23 protein-coding genes are annotated in these 22084 nt (G+C 40.6%); 7 read left to right on the plus strand and 16 right to left on the minus strand.

Going from position 1 to position 22084, the window contains the following annotated elements; genetic code table 11:
• Window positions 1-136 precede the first annotated feature (136 nt).
• Together CWC17_RS07445 and CWC17_RS07450 are read left to right on the plus strand one after the other, a co-directional pair.
• The gene (locus tag CWC17_RS07445; RefSeq protein WP_138540863.1) at window positions 137-688 is read left to right on the plus strand and encodes a GspH/FimT family pseudopilin; all 552 of its coding nucleotides are present in this window, start codon (window positions 137-139) and stop codon (window positions 686-688) included.
• A 79-nt stretch (window positions 689-767) separates the two neighbouring features.
• Window positions 768-1298: a GspH/FimT family pseudopilin gene (locus tag CWC17_RS07450; protein ID WP_138612495.1), complete on the plus strand. Its 531-nt coding sequence runs from the start codon at window positions 768-770 to the stop codon at window positions 1296-1298.
• Window positions 1299-1312: 14 nt separating this feature from the next.
• Here CWC17_RS07450 and CWC17_RS07455 read toward each other — a convergent pair whose 3' ends face one another.
• The 13 genes from CWC17_RS07455 to murJ all read right to left on the minus strand — a co-directional run bounded on the left by CWC17_RS07455 (window position 1313) and on the right by murJ (window position 16182).
• Entirely contained in the window at window positions 1313-1735 is a 423-nt protein-coding gene (locus CWC17_RS07455; RefSeq protein WP_055015822.1) for a type IV pilin protein, read from the minus strand.
• A 9-nt stretch (window positions 1736-1744) separates the two neighbouring features.
• A complete protein-coding gene (locus tag CWC17_RS07460) occupies window positions 1745-4960 on the minus strand; it encodes a pilus assembly protein (protein ID WP_138612496.1) in 3216 nt (1071 codons plus the stop codon).
• A gap of 2 nt (window positions 4961-4962) precedes the next feature.
• Window positions 4963-5466, minus strand: a complete 504-nt coding sequence (locus CWC17_RS07465) for a hypothetical protein (protein ID WP_055015824.1) — start codon at window positions 5464-5466, stop codon at window positions 4963-4965.
• Window positions 5454-6449: a PilW family protein gene (locus CWC17_RS07470; protein ID WP_138612497.1), complete on the minus strand. Its 996-nt coding sequence runs from the start codon at window positions 6447-6449 to the stop codon at window positions 5454-5456. Before CWC17_RS07470 ends, CWC17_RS07465 begins: the two co-directional genes overlap by 13 nt.
• 1 nt (window position 6450) lies before the next feature.
• Window positions 6451-7011, minus strand: a complete 561-nt coding sequence (gene pilV / locus CWC17_RS07475; RefSeq protein ID WP_055015826.1) for a type IV pilus modification protein PilV — start codon at window positions 7009-7011, stop codon at window positions 6451-6453.
• Between the two features lie 108 nt (window positions 7012-7119).
• Window positions 7120-7824, minus strand: coding sequence for a LytR/AlgR family response regulator transcription factor (locus CWC17_RS07480; RefSeq protein WP_055019483.1), 705 nt, complete (start codon window positions 7822-7824; stop codon window positions 7120-7122).
• Window positions 7824-8855: a sensor histidine kinase gene (locus CWC17_RS07485; RefSeq protein ID WP_138540859.1), complete on the minus strand. Its 1032-nt coding sequence runs from the start codon at window positions 8853-8855 to the stop codon at window positions 7824-7826. The genes CWC17_RS07480 and CWC17_RS07485 overlap by 1 nt, the downstream gene beginning before the upstream one ends.
• A gap of 40 nt (window positions 8856-8895) precedes the next feature.
• Entirely contained in the window at window positions 8896-9825 is a 930-nt protein-coding gene (ispH, locus tag CWC17_RS07490) for a 4-hydroxy-3-methylbut-2-enyl diphosphate reductase (protein ID WP_055015829.1), read from the minus strand.
• Window positions 9825-10265 carry an FKBP-type peptidyl-prolyl cis-trans isomerase gene (fkpB, locus tag CWC17_RS07495; RefSeq protein ID WP_004588360.1) on the minus strand — a complete coding sequence of 147 codons (441 nt, stop codon included), beginning with the start codon at window positions 10263-10265 and terminating at the stop codon, window positions 9825-9827. Before fkpB ends, ispH begins: the two co-directional genes overlap by 1 nt.
• Window positions 10262-10762 carry a signal peptidase II gene (lspA, locus tag CWC17_RS07500; protein ID WP_004588359.1) on the minus strand — a complete coding sequence of 167 codons (501 nt, stop codon included), beginning with the start codon at window positions 10760-10762 and terminating at the stop codon, window positions 10262-10264. The genes fkpB and lspA overlap by 4 nt, the downstream gene beginning before the upstream one ends.
• Before the next feature lie 12 nt (window positions 10763-10774).
• Complete coding sequence (gene ileS / locus CWC17_RS07505) at window positions 10775-13603, minus strand: isoleucine--tRNA ligase (protein ID WP_138612498.1); 2829 nt, start codon at window positions 13601-13603, stop codon at window positions 10775-10777.
• A gap of 29 nt (window positions 13604-13632) precedes the next feature.
• Window positions 13633-14559 (minus strand): bifunctional riboflavin kinase/FAD synthetase, encoded by a 927-nt coding sequence (gene ribF / locus CWC17_RS07510; protein ID WP_055018089.1) that lies wholly within the window; start codon window positions 14557-14559, stop codon window positions 13633-13635.
• A gap of 84 nt (window positions 14560-14643) precedes the next feature.
• On the minus strand, window positions 14644-16182 hold the full coding sequence (murJ, locus tag CWC17_RS07515; protein WP_055015841.1) for a murein biosynthesis integral membrane protein MurJ: 1539 nt from the start codon (window positions 16180-16182) through the stop codon (window positions 14644-14646).
• 294 nt (window positions 16183-16476) lie between these two features.
• On the opposite strand from murJ, the gene rpsT reads away from it, so the two are divergent.
• Complete coding sequence (gene rpsT / locus CWC17_RS07520) at window positions 16477-16737, plus strand: 30S ribosomal protein S20 (RefSeq protein ID WP_004588355.1); 261 nt, start codon at window positions 16477-16479, stop codon at window positions 16735-16737.
• Window positions 16738-16807: 70 nt separating this feature from the next.
• Here rpsT and CWC17_RS07525 read toward each other — a convergent pair whose 3' ends face one another.
• Window positions 16808-17191 carry a response regulator gene (locus tag CWC17_RS07525; protein WP_055015832.1) on the minus strand — a complete coding sequence of 128 codons (384 nt, stop codon included), beginning with the start codon at window positions 17189-17191 and terminating at the stop codon, window positions 16808-16810.
• 102 nt (window positions 17192-17293) lie between these two features.
• On the opposite strand from CWC17_RS07525, the gene CWC17_RS07530 reads away from it, so the two are divergent.
• From CWC17_RS07530 to smrA, 3 genes are all read left to right on the plus strand, one after another.
• Complete coding sequence (locus CWC17_RS07530; RefSeq protein ID WP_138612499.1) at window positions 17294-17731, plus strand: hypothetical protein; 438 nt, start codon at window positions 17294-17296, stop codon at window positions 17729-17731.
• Between the two features lie 106 nt (window positions 17732-17837).
• On the plus strand, window positions 17838-18083 hold the full coding sequence (locus tag CWC17_RS07535) for a hypothetical protein (RefSeq protein ID WP_138540856.1): 246 nt from the start codon (window positions 17838-17840) through the stop codon (window positions 18081-18083).
• Between the two features lie 128 nt (window positions 18084-18211).
• On the plus strand, window positions 18212-18793 hold the full coding sequence (gene smrA, locus CWC17_RS07540; RefSeq protein ID WP_138540855.1) for a DNA endonuclease SmrA: 582 nt from the start codon (window positions 18212-18214) through the stop codon (window positions 18791-18793).
• A 137-nt stretch (window positions 18794-18930) separates the two neighbouring features.
• Here smrA and CWC17_RS19345 read toward each other — a convergent pair whose 3' ends face one another.
• The gene (locus CWC17_RS19345) at window positions 18931-19071 is read right to left on the minus strand and encodes a hypothetical protein (protein WP_162838342.1); all 141 of its coding nucleotides are present in this window, start codon (window positions 19069-19071) and stop codon (window positions 18931-18933) included.
• A 96-nt stretch (window positions 19072-19167) separates the two neighbouring features.
• Window positions 19168-20085 carry a 2-hydroxyacid dehydrogenase gene (locus CWC17_RS07545; RefSeq protein WP_138540854.1) on the minus strand — a complete coding sequence of 306 codons (918 nt, stop codon included), beginning with the start codon at window positions 20083-20085 and terminating at the stop codon, window positions 19168-19170.
• A gap of 161 nt (window positions 20086-20246) precedes the next feature.
• On the opposite strand from CWC17_RS07545, the gene olsF reads away from it, so the two are divergent.
• Window positions 20247-21953: a bifunctional ornithine lipid synthase OlsF gene (gene olsF, locus CWC17_RS07550; protein ID WP_138612500.1), complete on the plus strand. Its 1707-nt coding sequence runs from the start codon at window positions 20247-20249 to the stop codon at window positions 21951-21953.
• Window positions 21954-22084 lie beyond the last annotated feature (131 nt).

Below are 22084 nucleotides of genomic sequence, written 5' to 3' on the forward strand. Positions count from 1 at the left end.
ATCATGGGGTTCATAGCAAACAAAGCAATTGAATTCGATGATAAAACAACCAAGCATGGTATAATTGCTTATAAGTCCAATGTGTAAATATTCTCAACTCGCTATAACAATAACAAATGTAGTAGGTGTAAAAAATATGAAAAAATTCCAAACCGGTTTAACTTTATTAGAGCTTATGGTGGCAGTGGCCATAGTGGGTATTATTGCCTCTATAGCGCTTTGGGACAGCAGCGATATGCTTGAAGAAAACCGCGCTGAAAACTTCTTACTTGAACTAAAACGTAATATTAGTTTTGCCCGTTCGCAAGCCGCCAGTACAGATGAAATTGTTGTTGTATGCCCTACCGGTCAAGGTAAAATTAAAAACAGCAAAGACACTTTCAATTGCAACAAAAAGTGGGACGAGAATAAGATTATTGTTGTGTTTATCGATTTAGATAACGACGGGCACTATAATGGTGCTACCGATACATTGCTTAGAGTAATGGAAAAAATTTCAGATAACGACAAATTAACCTTTACAGGCAATGAGCGTCGCTTACGATTTAATACCAGTGGACGAATTACCACTAACCCAGGTGACTTTGTTTTTTGTCCCAATGGTGGTACTGAAAACAATAAAGCCCTTACTTTATCGCAATCTGGTACCGCTTTTTATGCAGGTGACAGCGCACTTAGTTGCGGTTAAAAAATATACAATTTAAGTTGTCATATTTTTATCATTTACTACACTGAGCTAATACATTTTTTTACTCAGGGCTTCAGGGATGAGGTTATCTACCCAAACTCAGGCTGGCTATACGCTTTTAGAATTGATGGCATCTATTGCTATTGTGAGTATTGTTAGCCAAATTTCTCTATCGGTTTTTCCTGACTTTTTAGCGAAAAACCGCGCCGATAACCATGTTAGTTTGCTGCACCGAAACATTAATTATGGCCGCCTTTACGCCATTGAAAATGGCACTTATGTTACTTTGTGTGCTTTAAAAAATAATCAATGCACTAAAGATGAGTGGGATGGACAAATGTCGTTATTTATTGATAACGACAAGTCTACATCATTAGACGCCGACGACTTATTAATAAGCACTTTTGAAAAAATCCATAATGCCGATTCTATGCAGTACCCCCGAAGTGCAATTACCTTTCGGCCCGATGGCTCTTTAAATGGTTTTCAAAATGGAACATTTATATACTGCCCAAATAAAGAAAAAGCCAACCTTGAGGGGCTGGCTTTATCTGTTAGTCAAACAGGGCGTATACGAATTAAATCAACCGACAAATGTCAGCACGACTAGTTAACCAGATTAAGTTAACGTCCCCAACAGTACTCAACGTCTGAGTTACCTTTAGTGCCTTTTGCGCCTTTATAGCCCGTATCAGTGATTGTAATTTGTGTGCAATCACCGTCGCCTTTTACTGCACCTGCAATAGGTTTAGCTGTAATTACAAAGGTATTGTCGTCCTCTTCCACATCAATCGACAGCTCAAAATGGCCGTTTTCTGTGGTGTCTTGTATACCTAGGTCTGAAAATGACTCTGTGTACTCACGATTGTCTACAAAGTATTGCTCTTGTTTGTTTGCGGCATCTAAAAGCGCTGCTGCAGCCTCTGCGCGAGAAGAGCGTTTTACATACTCAGTATAATTAGGCAGTGCTATTGAGGCTAAAATACCTACAATAGCCACGGCTATCATTAACTCTATCAACGTGAATCCGCGTACGTGTTTATTCATTAATATTCCTTAATCATCAATTTCATCATTCTCTTCACGTTTATAAATATAGGTTTGTTGGGTTTTAAAACCAAACCCTACATTATCGTCGTCATTAACTAATTGTACTGTACCATCTACAACCGTTAAGCCTGGGCCCATTATTTCTACTGGCTTCATTGGGTTTTGCGCATTTTCGCCTTTTATCCCCGGCCCAATTAGGTAAAACTGGCTTTCTTCGGTCACTTCAATGGTTGGGTTATCATCACACATGCCATCACCGTTGCCATCTGCACACGATGGGGCTTCACCGAAGTACAATTGTGGTGTGTCAGGTACATCATAACTAGTGGTAAATTTTAGGTCGTCATAGACTTTGGTGCCATAATGTAAATGGAAAGCATATAACGAGCCGCCTCCACCACTTAACGAACATTGGTTCTCTGTGGAAGTTTCAGATGAAGGTGTAAAGCTTGTATAATAAGCGACACCGCCAACCACGGTTGCAGCGGCTAAAGATTTTTCGCCGGTGCCTAACTCATAACGCCATCCTTTGAATTTAGCTAAATCAACTTCTAAATCAACAAACTCATCTACATCGTCTAATGCATTACCAAACGGGTCGCTGTTCATTAGCATTAGATCTACCGGTTTAATCGCTGCTGGTGCAGTCGTGAATGACTGAGTTACTGTGTTTTCGTCTCTTATCATAAACAGTTGATCGTCTTCATTGGTCCCGGTGGGTTTTGAGCGGTTACCGCTACCAATCACAATCGCGTCATAAGGTGTATCTAAACGTGTAATAACTGTTTCGCCATTAACGGTTGTTTCACTTACCTTGCTATATAGTGTGCGCGCCACCATTGGTTGATAAAAAAAGCGACGGTCTTGGCTTGCTAAACTGCTACCTAGTTCTGCAAGTTTAAAATGCGTAAAATTACTGGTGCTAGTGCCTGGCATGTCAATACGCCAAATATCACCCCCGGTATCGGCAGCATAAATTCTGTCAATGTAACCATCGTAATCTGAATCAAGCGTAGATAGATTTGCTGCAATCGAGTGCTTACCTTTAAATCCGTTTTCGCTTGGTGTTAAAGCCCACACTTTTTTGCCTGTTTCAGCTTCTACAATATAAATACCGCGGCCTACAGAATCTTCACTTCTTACCACGGCGTCTTTATTCGTGTCATACCCTGCACCAAAAATGAGTAATGGTTTATCACCAAATGCTTTTATGTAGGCTATTTGGGGCTTTGACCACGTTTGAGCAAGCTCTTTAAAATCGCCTTTACCACCCTCTATAGGGTTATCCCATAGTTTTTTAGGCTGATCGGGGTTAGTGATATCAAAGGCATAATAGTTTTTCCCGCCACGGCGCATGCCTGCAAACGCCCACACGTCATCACCATCGCTCGCATCAACAATACCATCATTGATGCCATCATCATTTAAGCTTTTATCACTAAAGTAAACACTGATTGGGCCGTCCATACCATAGAGTTTACCGGTGTTTTCATTGCGTAAAGGCTGAATAATATCGTAAAGATCGGAGGGAATGAATGCCCAACTTTCGGTTACTTGATTATTAGTATCATCGTCTTTAAACATATGTAAAAAGCCGGCATTAGTACCAATCAATATCCGTATGTCGTTATTACCATAGTCGATTGCTACGGGCTTAGAGTGTAAAGGGTCACCAAAAATATCACTGCGTTGATCGGTGTTAGAGCCATCGTTATCTTCATCATCAACATCTATTCCCATTGCCCATTTTATATCAGAACTGGCTAGGCTAATCGGGTTGTTAGTTACTAAGTCTAAAATGTCGCTCACAATACTGGTTGTAAACTCAACTATATCGCCTTGTTTATCGGTATAGAGGTTACGTCTGCCCTCAGCGGGTGAGCCTGTTAATGAAGACAAGTGATAATTTACTCCCCCTTGTGCTACTAAGTTACCATCAGCAGACTGGCCATCTGGCAACCAAAATGTTTTAGCATCAGTATCGATTAAACCATCAGAGTCAAGCGCGGTGTTGCCAACTGAGTCGACTATTTCACTGCCTGATACTTTTAATTTTTTTAAGTTACCGCCCCAGCGTGTGTTTGTTTCTGGATAAAACATGGCAAAGTAAATGGCATCACGGCTACGTGTTTGGTCTACGTTGTTACTTGCTACCGAAGGCGATGAAAAGCTATCGTTAACTTCACGAATGCGAGAAATTGCACTATTTAATGAGTTAGAGAGCTCGTCAGGTGTACTCGCTGGTAAGTTTTCACCGCCACCTAATAAGGCCGCACGCCTTAATAACTCTTGACCTTCGTCACTCATGCCTGACCCAAAACCTATGGTGTATAAGCGGCCTGTTTCGTGAATATCAGCAGTAGCAGGGTATAAATCAACAGTAACATCACTTGTACCATGAATAATTTTGGCCATTTGGTGTAAATAATTACTGTAATAACTATCGGTGTCCCAGTTTAATGGCTCTCCAAAGTACTTTTCGTGTTCATCACTAATATCACTATCGCTGCCGTTATCATTAGATGGATCACCATCGGTCATGTAAATGATGTTGATTGAATTATCACAACGAGCCGCTTCAGCTTCACTGTCTGCAAATGGCGATATATAAGTATAACTTGTTTGGGTATCTATATAGGTTTTACATTTTATTTTTGGGTTCCACCAGGGCCCAGTATTGTAACAATATTCTTTCTCTTCTTGAGTTGTTACCGTTTCTTCTACGCTTGTGTCTCGCTCAAAAGTAGAGGCATCTAGACCATACCCCACACCTTTACCAGTAATGTACAAATAAGCTTCCCATAAGGTTTCGGTTAAAGGGGTGCCACCATTGGCTGGGAGGGCTGCGATGGAGCTGCGCACTATAGACGAGTCACTACCAACACCATTTACAACATAGCCGCCTTCAGAATCACTTTTAAATCGCATCAAACCAAAATCGATAGTGTCTTCGTTATCTGATACTACTTTTGTCATGGCATATTGTGCTGCCGCAAGTCGACTATCCACACATAAGTAGTAACCTGTTTGATTGCTATAACCACAGCTATTACCATTAGTAGATGAAAAAGCCATACTTCCTGATGTATCAAAAATTAACAGTACTCGCGGTTTTTCTTCCACATCCACATCGTGGTTTACATACAACTCTATATCTTCGGCAGCAACATAGCTGCTTAAAGTGATGCCAATTAAAGAGGCGAGAACTTTATTCGGTTTCATCTTTAAATCCCCTTACTTATACTGGCCATTTCTTGAGCAACACCGGTTACAATTGTAAGTTCGTGTTTTGCTTTAGAGCCATATTTTATAGTGGTAGAAACTTGCAGCATGTTGCACGATATACCCGCAGTAAAATTAAATCGGCGTGGGCATTCTAAATCAAGCGCTCCCTGATTTAGGTTTACCATTTTGCTTTGCATGTCGCCGTGCGTAGCGATGACCATTCCCTCATCGTCTGCGCCTGCATGAGTTGAGACTTCATCTGGCGTTAAAAAAAACTGATTAGCAGCGCCTTTGCTTGCTTCATCAGAAATCATGCGCTGTACCTCACCAATAAGCTCATTTTCAGCCACTTCACGCTCTTGGGCTGCATTGGTAATTTTTATGTCGACGCTACTACTGCTCATTAATGTAACGGCAATACCCGTTACTGCAATAACCATAATGAGGGCTGTAATAAGCACTACACCTTGTTGTTTATTTGCGTGTTTACTTAGATACGCCATAAATTTGCTCCCACGTTATTTAAACGAATGGTGGTGGTAAATACTGTTCTTCTGTAAGAGTCATTAAAAGTAAGCTCTCGAGCGTCTTCATCTTCACCTAAAGTATATGTTTGATTTTTTATTTTAAGTCCCGGATCTGGCTGCAATGCTCTTACTAATAAAAAAACTTGCACTGTTAGAATGCTTTTGCGGTTTTCCCAATCAGTGTGCTGCATGTCATTAATACTTCGGTAAGAGTCTACACGGCTATCACTATCTGTATCTAAACCAAACACAAAGCGCATATTTTCAACGCCCTCCATAATGGTTTCGGCTTTCATGTTGGCGCCATTTAAGCGTTTTCGCATTAATGCTGGTACTGTAAGGCTTTTATTATTTACCGTATAAGTTTGCTCTGCGAGGTAATAAACATGATGGCTATAGGGCCACACCGTGGCATTTACGTTTAAACTACCAGCAGCTACAACGCCTCGGGTAAATTCTGCGCTTTCTTGCTCAGCTATAAAATAGTTCTCACCCGCCTGTGTTTCATTCGTTGCACCATCAACAGTAAGCTGCTCGCCTTGTAAAAACTTAATTTGTAAAATATCAGTCCCTGCAATTGGCTTAGTTATACAGTTAAGCTCGCTTGTTGAACTGGCTTCTTTTGCATAAATAGTTCTGAAATTACTAGAAGATGTTAAATCTGGAAAGCTGCCGTTATTAAGCCCCTCAAAGCAATCTCCACCAGGGGTAGCAAGCGTTTGTGTGTTTGCTGCCGTGAACGAATCATCATAATAAGTTCCCCAAAAGCCTACCTGCTCAATATCGCGCTGCATAATATTAATTGCTAAGCGACCAGACTCTTGCAATTCACCTATGGTCATTGTGTCTTTTGTGGTTACCTTCATACCAATATAGGTAAACATCACCCCACCTAAAATAAGCCCACCAATAAATAATGAAATCATCATTTCTATTAGTGTAAAACCTTTTTCTCTCATGTTAGCTCCTTAGGTATATATAGCTATTTAATGCAACCAAGCGGCGTTTTTTGTCATCAGTACCACATTTAAGCGCTTTGGTTTCATCATTAGCATTAAACTCTTGACGACCTTGCCAAGACACTATGACCTCAATATTAAAGCCACGCCCCCCCGTGCCTGCTGCAGCCGTAGGGTTTATACACACTGTGGCATCATCAAGTGTGCCAGTATTTTCGCGTGCACGAATGGCGCGTTTCCATTGTTGTAAATCGAGGGCTGCAACTTGCGCTGCAGTGCACGACCCGCTAAAGCACGCAGTAGAGGTAGATGTTGAGGTTTTGCTCGTGAATGTTTGCGTATATAAAGCAACGAGCTGTGCGGTATCATTTGCTCTAATGCGTTGAATAATGTCATTTCCTAACGCGACTGCTGCTGCGCGCTGCATAGAGTCAAAGCTTGCCTGCTTAGCTTTTGCCTGCAGTGCAACAGCGCCTAATAAGCCAAAGCTTAAAATAATAAACGCAATCAGCACTTCAATTAGGGTAAAGCCTTTTTGAGGTTTTTTGTGAGATGAATGCATAGTAAAAACCAAATCAATTTTATCTGATCATAAGTTTATGCATTGAAAATGTAGATGCAATATATACTAGGATAAACGGTTAAATTTGTTGATAAACGGTAAACAAAACTACTGTAATATACTTTTTACTGTTTTTAGCTCTCGCCTACTCACGTTTAATTGCTCCTTACACCCAGCGAGTTCTACACTATGTACACCTGAATTTAGGGTGTGTAAGGCAACAAGCCTTTGCTTATTTATCAGTGTATTTCTGTGAATACGCAATAATTGCGTTGGGAAGCGCTGCTCAAGTTGCTTTAAGCTTTGCTCAATTAGCGCCTCGCCCCCTTCAAATACCATATTGGTGTATTTTTCTTGAGCATTAAAATAATATACGAGATCAAGTTCAATACTTTTAATCGTACCGCCAAGCTGATAACTAATTTTTGTAGACTGCTGCGTTTGCATATGTGCTTTATTTAAACGCCCTACCTGTGCTAATACTTTATCTAATGCTTGCTCAGTGACTGGTTTTACTAAGTAGCCTGCTGCACTGAGCTGTAATGCATCAAGTGCATGCTCCGGATAGGCTGTCACAAATACTATCGCTGGTGGCACACTTAAAGTATTGAGCTGCTGTGCCACTTCTAAACCATTGATCCCGGGCATATCTATATCTAAAAACACCAAATCGGGTTGAACCTGCTTGATAAGGGCAAGCCCCTGTGCGCCATTATCCCCTTCACCCTGTACTAAAATATGCTCATTGTGCTGCAGTAAACGTTTTATTCTAGCGCGAGCAAGTGGCTCATCATCAATAATTACAACATTCATTAGGTATTCTCAAACTGTTTAGGGATCACCACTTTTACTCTAAACACATTTTCTTTGTGCGTGACTGAAAGCTGTGCTTTTTCTTTGTAATATATAAACAATCGCTGGCGAATATTTTCAAGCGCCATACCGTTATTTGGTCTTGTTAACGCCTCAGTATGAGTAATCGGATTGGAAACAATCAATGTTAAGTATCCCGTTGTTACATGCAGTTCTACATTAATAACAGCCCCTGTTTCACTGGGCTCTACCCCGTGGCACACCGCATTTTCTATTAACGGCTGAAGGGTTAAGCACGGAATACTAATATCGGGCAAGTCAGCAGGCAGTTGCCAGTTAACCTCTAAGCGGCTGCCAAAGCGCCATGTTTCCAGCGCAACATATTGTTTTGATAAGGTCAGCTCATCCTCGAGAGAAACGCGTTGCCCTGAACGCATAGCTGCTTGCGATAACGCTGCAAGCGCAAGAATTGCTTGCTCTGCAGCATCGGCATCGTGGTGTGTTAGCTCAGCGGCGGTATTCAAGCTATTGTACAAAAAATGTGGGCGTATTCGGGCTTGTAAAGCGTCAAGCTCTGCGCGCGAAAGCGCTTTTGTTTGCTGCTCTTTTTCAAAATAAATCAGTAAAAACTGTACAAATAAAGCCGTAATCAAAAAAACAATTAAGCAGTTTCGTAGTACAAAATAAATACTCGTTTCATTATTTGCAATATCTAAAAAGTAGCGGGCACACAGCGCACTGAATAAAGCGGTACTGACTAAAAAGGAAATAAAAAAAGCAAAAAGTTGAGTGGTTTGCGGCTTTTTTTGTAAAACACGCTGAAAAGAGTATAAAGCAGAAATGCTGACCAACACGGTCATATGAGAAAATAAACTAATTACGCCAAGGCTTTGCCAGCTATCCCCCTCAACAAAAGGAGAAAATGCTAAGATGGTAGCAACAACTTGGGTAACAATAAGCGTGGCAAGTACCCCTCGCTCATTAAAAAGAGCCGAAAAAAGCAATGTTTCACCTTGCGGCAACTTGCTCATAACGGCTCTCCTTGTAATCTAAATAATTAATTTATATAGATTAACGCAGCTCAACAGGAACGGCAAATACGATATTCTCTTCTTCACCTGGGTTTTCAACTACCTGCGTACCGCCAAGCTCTTTTAAGCGCGCAATAACTTGTTGAACAAGCACTTCTGGCGCAGAAGCCCCCGCAGTTACTCCCACAGCGCTCGTGTTAGCAAACCACTGTGCTTCAACATTTGTTGCATCATCGATTAAATAAGCGGTTGTGCCCATTTTATCTGCAAGTTCACGTAAACGATTAGAGTTAGAGCTGTTTTTTGCTCCCACAACTAAAAGCACATCAACTTTATCTGCTAAATCACGCACCGCATCTTGTCGGTTTTGTGTGGCATAGCAAATGTCATCTTTACGCGGGCCATCAATTGCTGGGAATTTTTCGCGCAGCGCATCAATTACATCTGCAGTGTCATCTACTGAGAGCGTTGTTTGGCTGCAATAAAATAGGTTATCAGCATTCTTAACGTTAAGTTTGGCAACATCTTCTGCGGTCTCTACAAGGTAAATACCACCGTCGTTGTTGTCATACTGTCCCATAGTCCCCTCAACCTCTGGATGACCATGGTGACCAATTAAAATACATTCAATACCTTTGCGGCTCGCACGTGTTACTTCCATATGCACTTTAGTAACTAATGGGCATGTTGCATCAAATACTTTTAAATCTCGGCGTTTAGCTTCTGAGCGAACCGCTTGCGATACACCGTGGGCGCTAAAAATAACAATGCTGTCATCAGGTACTTGGTCTAGCTCTTCAACAAATACGGCACCACGGTTTTTTAAACCATCTACTACGTAGCGGTTATGCACTACCTCGTGGCGTACGTAAATTGGCTTTTCAAAAATATCTAAAGCGCGCTCTACTATGCTAATTGCACGATCTACCCCTGCACAAAAGCCTCGCGGATTCGCTAATAAAATATCCATTAGCCTTGCACCTCAATAATATCTACTTCAAACGTTAAGCGTTGGCCCGCTAACGGGTGATTAAAATCGATAGTAACCGACTCACCTTGTACTTCGCGTACCAGTCCTGGCAGCTCAGTACCATCTGGCTGAGTAAAGGCAATAATTGCGCCGACTTTAGCTGGCGTTTCTGCACCAAATTTACTGCGTTCTACATAGTAAATATTATCTGGATTAGGTTGGCCAAATGCATCTTCTGGTTCTAGCTCAAACGTTTTGCTTTCGCCTGCGCTTAAACCGAGCAAACACTTTTCAAAATTAGCCGTTAAGCTGCCATCACCCATCGTTAACTTGGCTGGTTTATTATGCACCTTTGTTGAGTCTGCGGCAGAGCCATCTTCTAGTTTAATAGAAAAGTGAAAAATAACCTCTGAGTTTTCACCAATTACAGCTTGGCTCATGCTTTATGCTCCTTCGGACTTTCGCCTGTAAAGGCATCAAATAATAATAATGCGGCACCAATACAAATTGCACAGTCGGCAATATTAAATACTGGAAAATGCGAGTTTTTATAAAACACATGTATAAAGTCAATTACATAACCATAAGCAACGCGGTCATACAAATTACCAATAGCGCCAGCAAGTACTAACGCATAAGCACTACATAATATTTTATTTGTCGCTGGTAAGCGCTTCAACCACCATACTAATAGCGCGCTAATAGCAATGGCAATAAAACTTAAAAACCAACGTTGCCAGCCACCAGCTTCACTTAAAAAACTGTAGGCCGCTCCATAGTTATGTACGTAGGTAATACTAAAAACAGGCAGTAAATTAATCGACTCTTGATAAGCCATGGTATTTACAACAAGTGTTTTAGTGGCAAAGTCTATTACAAGCAGTAATAGACTTAACCAAAGCCACACTAAACCACTTTTTTGGGCTAGTTTGCTCACTGAGTAAAACTCCTAAGCGAATTGACGCTTTTCACCTTCGCCGTCAACATTGCTTACACAACGACCACAAATTTCAGGATGTGCAGGCTCTGAGCCTACATCGTCGCTGTAATGCCAACAACGCTCACATTTAGTTGCATCTGTGGCTGCTACGCTAATGTATAAACCTTCAATTTCGGTTGTTTGTGTATCACTTGGCTGGCTATCTACTGCAGATACAGTAACCGCAGAGGTTAGTAATACAAAACGTAGCTCATCACCTAATGCAGCTAACTTATCAGCCAATGATTTTTCGGCATATAAGTTAACACTTGCTTGCAGCGTTGCGCCAATCACTTCTTCTTTACGGGCTGCTTCTAGTACGCGGTTTACTTCGTCACGTACATTTAGAATCGCTTGCCAGTCATCGTTGCTAAATTGGCTGTTTGTCGGTGCATGTAAACCGTCGTACCATACCGATGTAAATACGTAATCGCTACGCTCGCCCGGTAATGCTTCCCAAATTTCTTGCGCTGTAAAGCTCATAATTGGTGCCATCCAGCGCGTCATTGCTTCTGCAATGTGGTAAAGCGCAGTTTGACAAGAACGACGTGCGTGACTGTCGCTTTTTGCTGTGTACTGGCGGTCTTTAATTACATCTAAGTAGAATGAACCCAACTCACCTGTACAGAAGTTCATTAGCTTTTGCGTTACTAATAGCATTTGGTAGCTATCGTAGGCTGCTAAAATTTCTTCTTGTAATTGGGCTGCACGGCCAACAATCCACTTATCAAGCTCAACCATGTCATCAACAGCAACTTGGTCTGTTTTAGGATCAAAACCACTTAAGTTAGCTAATAAGTAACGGCTTGTGTTACGAATACGACGGTAGCGATCGGCAGAGCGTTTAAATATTTCATCCGATACGGTCATTTCTGCCGTGTAATCGGTTGAAGCAACCCATAAACGTAAAATGTCAGCGCCAAGTTTGTTCATCACATTTTGTGGTGAAATAACGTTACCTAATGATTTTGACATTTTGCGGCCGTTTTCATCTACGGTAAAGCCATGCGTTAGTACTTGCTTGTAAGGAGCGTGACCGTTAATAGCAACTGAGGTCATCATTGATGACATAAACCAACCACGGTGCTGATCAGAGCCTTCTAGGTATAAATCAGCTGGGCCAACTAACTCTTCACGTGCATCAACAACACAGGCATGTGTTACGCCCGAATCAAACCATACATCTAACGTATCTTGTACTTTCATGTATTGCTTGGCATCGTCTTCGCCTAACAAGGTGGCAGGCTCTAGGTCATACCACGCTTGAATGCCTGACTTTTCTACTAGTTCTGCAGCTTGTTCTATCAGTTCTTGCGTATTTGGGTGTAAAGCACCGGTGTTTTTATCAACAAATAAAGCAATTGGCACACCCCAAGTACGTTGACGAGAAATACACCAATCTGGGCGACCTTCAACCATGTTTGCAATGCGGCTTTCGCCCCACTCTGGCAACCATTGAGTGTTTTTAATTTCGCTTAACGAGTCTTGGCGTAAGTTAGCCTGATCCATGCTTACAAACCACTGCGGTGTAGCACGGAAAATAATAGGTGTTTTGTGGCGCCAGCAATGCGGGTAGCTATGCGTAAGCGCATGATGGTGCATTAAGGCACCACGCTCTGTTAATACATCAATTACACTGGCGTTTGCTTTAAATACGTGCTGACCTGCAAATAATTCTGTATCAGGTAGGTAAACACCATTAGCGCCTACAGGATTTGCTACTTCAAGATTGTAATTTAAGCCTGCCGCGAAATCTTCTTGGCCATGACCTGGCGCAGTATGAACCACACCCGTACCTGATTCAGTAGTAACGTGATCTGCTACAATGACCGGTACATCAAAATCGTAAAATGGGTGAGCAACCTGTAAATTCTCTAGTGCTGCACCTTTAACATAACCTAGTACGTGGAAATGATTAAACCCGTAACGGTCCATTGCATCTTTAACAAGCTCTGAGCCTAAAATTAAGCGTTGCTGTGAGCCTTCATCATCGACTTGTACTAAGGCGTACTCTAAATCTGCATGCACAGCTACGGCACGGTTAGCGGGTAAGGTCCACGGTGTTGTAGTCCAAATAACAGTACCAACACTGCCTTGACCTTTATGGCCATCGGCTAAATCAAAGGCATTAACAACCGCATCTTGATCGGCAAATGTAAAGCGCACATCGATTGCTGGTGATTGCTTATCTTGGTACTCAACTTCTGCCTCTGCAAGTGCAGAGCCACAGTCTGTACACCAATGCACAGGCTTTGCACCTTTATGAAGGTGGCCATTTTTAATAATACGGCCAAGCACGCGAATGGCGTTTGCTTCAAAGTCATAGTTCATTGTTAGGTAAGGTTTGTCCCAATCGCCAAACACACCTAAGCGTTTAAAGTCTACTTTTTGACCTTCAACTTGCTTTTTAGCGTAAGCACGGCATTTTTCACGAAACTCGCTCGCAGTTACTTTAACACCAGGCTTGCCTACTTTTTTCTCAACCATTAACTCAATCGGCAAGCCATGACAATCCCAACCAGGCACGTAAGGGGCATCAAAGTCAGATAAAGTTTTAGACTTTACAATAATGTCTTTTAAAATTTTATTTACTGAGTGGCCTAAATGGATATCGCCGTTTGCATACGGAGGACCGTCATGCAAAATAAAGGTTTTTTTACCTTTTTTAGCGCTGCGAATTTGACCGTACAGGTCGTCTTCATACCATGCTTTAAGCATTTTTGGTTCACGTTGTGCCAAATTGCCACGCATTGGAAACTGTGTTTCCGGTAAATTCAAAGTATGTTTGTAGTCGCTCATTAATCCTACTTTCCGTATCTATCGGCTACCTAATTTAAACCAAAACACTGTTTTGCGGCGGCAACATCGGTTGCTATTTGTGCCGTTAACTGTGTTAATGTCTCGAATTTTTTCTCATCGCGAAGTTTTTCAATTAACTCCACGTGCATAAACTGTCCATATATATCGTGTGCAAAGTCAAAAAGGTGAACTTCTAACAAAGCACGCGTTCCATTAAAAGTGGGCTTATTACCAATATTGGCTACCCCATAAACCTGCTTACCGGCAATATTAGCTTTTACAGCAAACACCCCATTTACAGGACAAACTTGGCGTTTAAGCGCTATATTTGCAGTTCGAAAACCAAGCTCTCGCCCTCTTTTCCAACCATGTATTACACGCCCTGAAATAGCATAGTTATGCCCTAGCATTAACTTAGCATTTTCTAAGTCGCCTGCGGCTAATGCTTCACGTATTAGTGTGCTGCTTACTCTAGCATTTAATTGGCGAAAACTCGCGGTGCTTTTTACATCCATGCCCGCTTGTTTGCCCATACTGCGCAGTAAATTAAAATCCCCTTGGCGCTGTTTACCAAATTTAAAATCATCGCCTACTGTTAATGCTTTTACACCTAGCTTTTTAATTAAAATATCGCTAACAAATTGCTCAGCGTGCATATTGGCAAATTGTTGATTAAAGCTAATACAAATAACGCGCTCAATACCTAAGTTACTAAGCAGCTTAAGTTTATCGCGTAACCGAGTAAGTCGAGCAGGTGCATTATTTTTGGCGAAAAACTCTTGCGGCTGTGGCTCAAATAACATCACCGTACTGGGTAAGTTATGTGCTTTGGCATCCGCTAACAGCCCTTTTAACACTTCACCATGGCCTAAATGCACACCGTCAAAATTACCAATAGTCAATACGCAACCATAATGTTGCGCTCGAATATTGTGTATACCTCTAATTAACTCCATGCCACCTAATGCCTTTTTCAGCGAGTATTATTAACGAGTTTAAAATTGTTCAAAACCACAGGGCTGCCGATTATAATCTTTTTTTTAGTTTGATTCAGTAGTTGCTACACTTTTTATCGTATTTAGTCTTACGCCAAGTAAAAACAGCACTGCAAAGTAACTTATTGCAGCAACCACCAACAGTACAATTAACAACATTATTTGCTCATGAAAGTGCCATGTAGCCCAATAATAACGGCTACTGACATACCAAGTTAGCGCGCCCATGGCTAAGCTTGCCACTATACATTTTATGGTAAAGCGTAGGCTCATAGCAGAAAACTGATACACGTTTTCTTTTTTAAGTTGCCTGTAAAGTAAAAAGGCATTGCAGCTGGCCGACATAGACGTTGCTAAAGCAAGCCCCAAATACCCAATAAATGGGGCTAACATTATATTGAATACCATATTAAGTACCAACGTAATAATTCCAATGCGCACAGGCGTTTTAGTATCCTGGCGCGAGTAAAAACCCGGCGCTAAGACTTTAATAAGCATAAAGCTAACTAACCCTACCGAGTAGGCGACCACCCCTAAACTTACCGCTTTGACATGATCAACATCCGCCTCCTTAAATGCGCCATGATCAAACAGCACAGTAATAATAAGCGGGCTTATAATCATTAACCCGACCATAGCGGGTATGCCTAAAAAGATGACAAAACGCACTCCCCAATCCAGCGTATGCTGAAAATCGCTGCGTTTTTTACTGCTATGTAATTTAGAAAGTGCAGGTAAAATAACAGTGGCAATACCAATACCAAATAAACCAAGTGGAAACTCAATTAATCTATCCGAGTAATAAAGCCATGCGATAGACCCCGTCATTAATAACGAGGCAATCATAGTATCGAGCAGAAGATTAATTTGGCTTATCGACACACCAAATAAGGCCGGCAACATAAGCTTACGCACTTTTTTAACGTTTTCATCTTGCCAAGCCCAGCGCGGGCGCGCCAACATTTTTGCGCGGTATAAAAATGGTAACTGAAACAACAATTGCACCACCCCACCCACAAATACACCAACGGCTAACGCATATGCCCCAACGCTAAATTTGTCGTGCAATAAAATAGCGCAGGTAATAATAGAAACATTAAGTAATACGGGCGTAAAAGCAGCCACTGCAAAGCGATTATATACATTCATTACTGCACCGCTAAGTGCCACTAAACTTACAAATAGCAAATACGGAAAGGTTAATTTTAGTAATGAGCTTGCCAGCACAAATTTTTCTGCATTGGGTCCTCCTTGCCACCAATCAATAAACCAGCCGGTTCCAAACAACGCGGCAATAACAGGTGAGGCAACAACGCCAAAAATAGTTACGCACAGTAAAATAGTGCCCAGCGTACCAGCCGCTTGTGCTACAAATAACTTAACTTTATCATCACCATGGTGTTCTTTAATTTCGCTAAGTACAGGCACAAAAGCCTGAGCAAAAGCCCCCTCTGCAAATAGACGTCGTAAAAAATTGGGAATACGGTTAGCAAATAAAAAAACATCGGCAGCAGCACTTGCACCTAATAAGTTTGCAACAACGGCATCTCGTACTAACCCTAAAATACGCGATATCATTGTCATAGCACTTACAATCATACCGGAGCGAAATAATCCTTTTGACACCTTAAACCTACTTAAAAACCTTTAATTGAGGCAATTATGCCACAGTCTTTTTTATAAATCGCTTTAAAGCACTAGGCTGGGCGTCTGTGCTTTGTTACAATAGCGATATTAACTGCTGAAGCGGCAAATTGATGTTCGTTATAAGGAGCAGTTTTTCTTGAATTGTTAAATTTACATTGACATTCATGATAAAAACAGGCATATTCCACGGCCTTTAATTTAAGCTTTATTTAAGATTGTTAGGAGCAAACCTTGGCTAACATCAAGTCTGCAAAAAAACGCGCTATCACTAGCGAAAAAAACCGTCAGCACAACGCAAGCCGTCGTTCAATGATGCGTACTTACTTCAAAAAAGTAACCGCTGCTATTGAAGCTGGCGATAAAGAAGCTGCACAGCAAGCTTTCTCTGTTGCTACACCTATCCTAGACCGTTACGCAACTAAGGGTCTAATTCATAAAAACAAAGCAGCTCGTCATAAGAGCCGTTTAGCAGCTAAAATTAAAGCGCTATAATTTGTTTTATGATTAAAAAACCGGCTTAGGCCGGTTTTTTTATGTCTACAGTTTAGTACTTAAAAAATGACTAAACGCTTTCTAGATCGGGATAAAACTTTTTCAACATGGCTGCTATTTTTTTAGGTGTAAATGGCTTTACTACAAACCCTTTAGCACCTTTATCAATGGCTTCCTTCACGTTTTCTACTGCTGAATGGGCCGACACCATCACCACATTAGTCTCAGGGTTAATATTATTAATTTGCGCGATTAACTCTTTACCATCACCATCAGGCAGTTCTATATCTAAAAAAATCATATTGTAATTAGCAGCCTGGCATTCGCTAATACACTGTTTAGCCGTTGAAGCCTCTTTAACGTTTTCTATTCCTAAGTGCATGAGCGTTTGGCTCAAAAAACTACGCACTGTGCTAACATCATCCACTATTAAAATTGATAGCTGCGTATCCATGTATCTTCCTCGTAGGCTAAAAGCATTGTATAAGTTATTATATAACTAGATATTTAATCATTTTATTATAGAGACCTAAGCTCAAAAGGCCAGATTTGCTTTATGTCAAACAATACAAAAAAACAATCATTGCTTGGTAAAACACCACAAAAAAGAAACCCCCCTGTAAAAAAGCCTCGCAATAGGCCGCAAACAGCACCGCAATCTTCAGCTAACCCAATAGCTCCCCCAGCAGAGCAGCCAATAAAGTCTAAAAAAGGGTTACTTATTGCGTTGGCTATCATTTTTGCTATAGCTATTATTTTTCCAAAACCAACTTTGCTCACCTATAAAAAATTAGGATTAGTAAGCGAAAGTATTTATTGGCCTGGCGTTTTTGGTTATGGCCGTACACTGCTTGACTCAAACTTGCACCCGCAACTAGACGAGAAGCGCAATGCCCTTTATTTATGCGCAGATATGAAGGTGCCGCAAAGCTGTCAAAAGTACCAACTAATAAAAAATAATGGCTTTTTTGCTGCATTGACTAGCTACATTTAGCATTAAAAAAACTAATCTGAAAATTTAAAATTACTTGGTTGAAAGGTGTGCAAAAGATCACCATAATGGCGCTCCTTTTTTCAACAACTGAACTATTGAAACGACCATGCTAAACGAGCTAGATTGGCTTTTAAACACTGTATTACTTGCACTAGGACTAGGTGCATTCTTTATTAATAATATAACAATACTGCGCGTTGCAGCCATTAGTGCGTGTGGACTGTTATTTTTGACTTTTAGCTTGGATTTGATGTCGTCGAGTGTTATTTCGAATATGAGTTTAGTGTTGATCAATACGTTTTATTTGTTCAAAGTGTATACGTTTGGGCAGTTTAATGTAACGCAAAATTAACATTTCCCCTTAGAATATTTTATAGCCCAGCCTTGCTGGGCTTTTTTATTTAAAAAATTAAAAGGCTTGGGGAACAGATTGAACTAAGATAATATTTACCGCGTATTAATCCTCATTTAGGTCTTACTATGTCTTTATCTGATTTTGATTTATTTTTATCTTCTATGGAAGATGTAACACCTATAAACCACGATACTGTAACTCCTCTTGCAAGTAATCCCAGTGTCACCCTTGCACAACAAGAGAAACGCAAAGCTGCTGAACTTAGCCTCGCGAACGATGAAAATTACTTACAAACTGAGCATGTAGAACTATTAGACCCACATGCATTATTAAGCTTTAAAAAAGACGGTGTACAAAGCGCTGTTTTTAAAAACTTACGCTTAGCAAAGTACCAAGTTGATGCCACATTAGACTTACATGGCCAGCTACTTAAAAATGCCCGTACAACATTATTTAACTTTATTACTGATTGCCATCAACGAAACATTCGTGTTGTATTAGTGCGCCATGGTATTGGCATAAAAAATAAAGCGAAGCCCGGTATACTTAAAAGCTATGTTAATAAGTGGCTACAGACGCTACCCGCAGTTTTAGCTTATCATACCGCCCTCAAACATCACGGTGGCAGTGGTGCAACCTACGTATTACTTAAAAAAAGTGATGAGAAAAAACACGAAAACCGAGAGATCCATGCTAAGCGCTATTAACTAGCTTGTTGCTAGATAATTAAAGCAAGCTAAAGCAATTGTAAGGTTATATGAAAGGAGGGATACTCTTGAACATTCAGGCTTAGCCATGAATGAATAAAAAGAGTTCCCTTTTTAGAGCATACTGAAGAGTGTAACTACTCACTTTGCGTTGACTGTGCGTTACCACTTTGAGGTAATTGATCGGCACTCGCTTGGTTTAACCAAGCAGAAACGCCCAACACAATAATAGAAACCACCACTAAACTTAGTTTTACTCCGCCTTGACTTGATTTCATACGTCACTCTTATTATTTTTATTTTGGTGTTTAAATTCTACATTAATTAAAATTACAAATGTTAACAAGGTGTTTTCTAAACCAATTTGTTATCTATTAATAACCTTTTGTTCTATTAACTCGATTGTTTAACTCAAGCCCCCTATTTAAGCGATCAACATTCTCTGCTATTTGTACTGCCACACTATTTAAATCTGATATTGCTGCACAATGCGGGGTAATAGTCACTTTAGTGTGCTGCCAAAATGGGTGTGAACTCGGTAACGGCTCCTCAGTGAACACGTCTAGGGTTGCTGATCTTAGATTATCTGAATCTAAAGCTGATAATAAATCCGACTCAATAATATGCTGCCCTCTTGCTACATTTATTACGCAGGCGTGTTTGGGAAGCTTTGCTAATAATTGTGTATTTATGATGCCTTTCGTCTCGTCAGTTAGTGGCAATAAACACACTAAAAAATCTATTTGAGGTAACATTTCATCAAGCCCTGTTCCAGTGTATAGCTTAACATGCTGACTTTCTTTAGCCGTTTTTGACCATGCGCTTAGCGTAAAGCCATTAATAAGTAGCTTATCTGCGCATGCTTTTGCGAGTTCACCAAACCCCAAAATACCGACATGCTTATATTTGTAACCACGTTTGGGTTTCCAGTTACCTTGCGATTGCTTAACAAAGTACTCTTGTAAGCGTAGCTTTTGAGCTAACACATGAGTTAGTACATACTCTGCCATATCATCAGCTAGTTGTTTATCTACAATACGCACCACATCTATATGCTCATGCAATAGCGACAGGTTAATACTATCCACACCGGCACCAAATGAAGAAACGGCTCTTAAATTTGGCAATTGTTGCCACAAGTCATTTGGGGCATTCCAGGCGAGTACAAACTCTACATTACTGGGGTTTTTACATGATGGCCATTCCTCAATGGTCTCATTTGGTAGCAACTCAGTTAGCCTTGCGATTAACTTTGTATTATCACGCCCTGTAATGGCAACTAAAACTGACATGTAAACTCCTAATAAGCTTAAATAATTTTATGTTTTTCACTGAGTAAATGTACTCTTGGTTATTTACTCTTTAAAAAGTCACACTACTGCAAAGTAAATGTCACACCCTTTTTTTACTCTAAACAGGATGGCGAATAGGCCAAATTGTAAATGAGGTTAATATGATAAGCGTTGATAAAGTAATAGCAGCAAACTTACCACAGTTAGAGAACTCCCCTAAAGTAAAAGGTTTAGTTAAAAAAGGGCTTGGCTACTTATTACATGAACAAGAGTTTGTTGCCTTTGGCGATGCTTACCCTCATCTACAAGGGCTAGAATTTGTTGAACAAGTACTTGATGAACTTGACTTTGATACCCGCTACAAACCAAAGCAAATTGAAAATATACCCAGCGAAGGTAAGTTAGTTATTGTGGCTAACCACCCCATAGGCTCGCTCGACGCACTTGCACTGATAAAGGTACTATCAAGCGTTAGGCAAGACTTAAAAGTGGTTGCCAATCGCATGCTAATGTCGGTCACCCCTATGCATTCATTGCTGTTGCCAGTAGATAATTTATCGGGAACCAGTAAAAAACAAGAACTAAGTAATATACAAAAACACTTAAAAGATGAAGGTGCTTTGTTAATTTTTCCTGCCGGCGAAGTCTCTCGATTAAGCCCTACCGGAATTAAAGATTGCAAGTGGAACAGTGGCTTTTTACGCATGGCTAAAAAAGCAAACAGCCCTATTTTACCTATTTATATAAAAGCTAAAAACAGCCCGCTTTTTTATGGCACCTCAATGATTTACAAACCACTTGCGAGCTTATTATTAGTAAAAGAAATGTTTAAGCAGCGACAAAAGTCATTAGAGTTTGAAATTGGCGCTTCCATTCCGCCTGAATCATATTTAATCGAAAATTTAAAAGATAAAGAAATCGTTAACCTCATTCGCAAGCAACTTTATCGCCTTACCACTAAAAAGCCCCTCCCTCTTAAAACCCAAACCCCTATTGCAATACCCGAGTGCCGCAAAGAGCTAAAAAAAGCCATAGAAAGTTGTCAGATATTAGGTAAAACACAAGATGGCATGCATATTCATTTATACCAGTATACTGGGAGCTCAGCGGTGTTTAGAGAGCTTGGGCGACTGAGAGAAATTGCCTTTAGAGCGGTAGGTGAAGGCAGCGGGAAACGCCGCGACATCGACAAATATGATATGGATTATCAACACTTAGTGCTATGGGATCCTACGCAATTAGAATTAGTGGGGGCGTATCGCCTTGCTTGTGCAAAGGAAATAATAAATAAACATGGTCGAGAAGGCTTATACACCGATAGTTTATTTAGTTACACACAAGCAATGAAACCGTATTTAGAGCAAGGTATAGAGCTTGGTCGCAGTTTTGTGCAACCTAAGTATTGGGGGCGAAAAAGCTTAGACTACTTGTGGTATGGTATTGGTGCATTTATTAAAAACTACCCGCAATATCGTTACTTATTTGGCGCAGTTAGCGTCTCTAACGCCTTGCCTGAACAAGCAAAAGCCATGCTCGTGTATTACTATCAACATTATTATAAATCAGAGCAGCACCTCGCCATCCCTAATAACGAGTTTAAATTAAGCGAACAACAACTTACTCAGTGTAAAACTGTTTTTAATGGCAATGATATAAAAGAAGACTTTGTAGAATTAAAACACGTACTGGCCAATATGGGTGCACACGTTCCCACCCTATTTAAACAATATACCGAACTGTGTCAGCCTGGTGGCGTAAAGTTTTTAAGCTTTAGTATCGACCCCGACTTTAACAACTGTATTGATGGGTTAGTGCTGGTAGACTTACAAAACGTAAAAGAAAACAAAGCCAAGCGCTATTTAGGTTAGGGCGTGTTGAACTTTACGGATTGAAATTTGTTCAACCTAGGGGCGATTTAATCGCGGCGCGAGGTTTGTAACCTAGTGGGCTCGATAACTACTCCTGCGTTATTCTAATGACTTACATCCATGTAAGAATA

Origin of the sequence: Pseudoalteromonas sp. S3785 (genome assembly GCF_005887365.1) — a bacterium.
Taxonomy (GTDB): domain Bacteria; phylum Pseudomonadota; class Gammaproteobacteria; order Enterobacterales; family Alteromonadaceae; genus Pseudoalteromonas.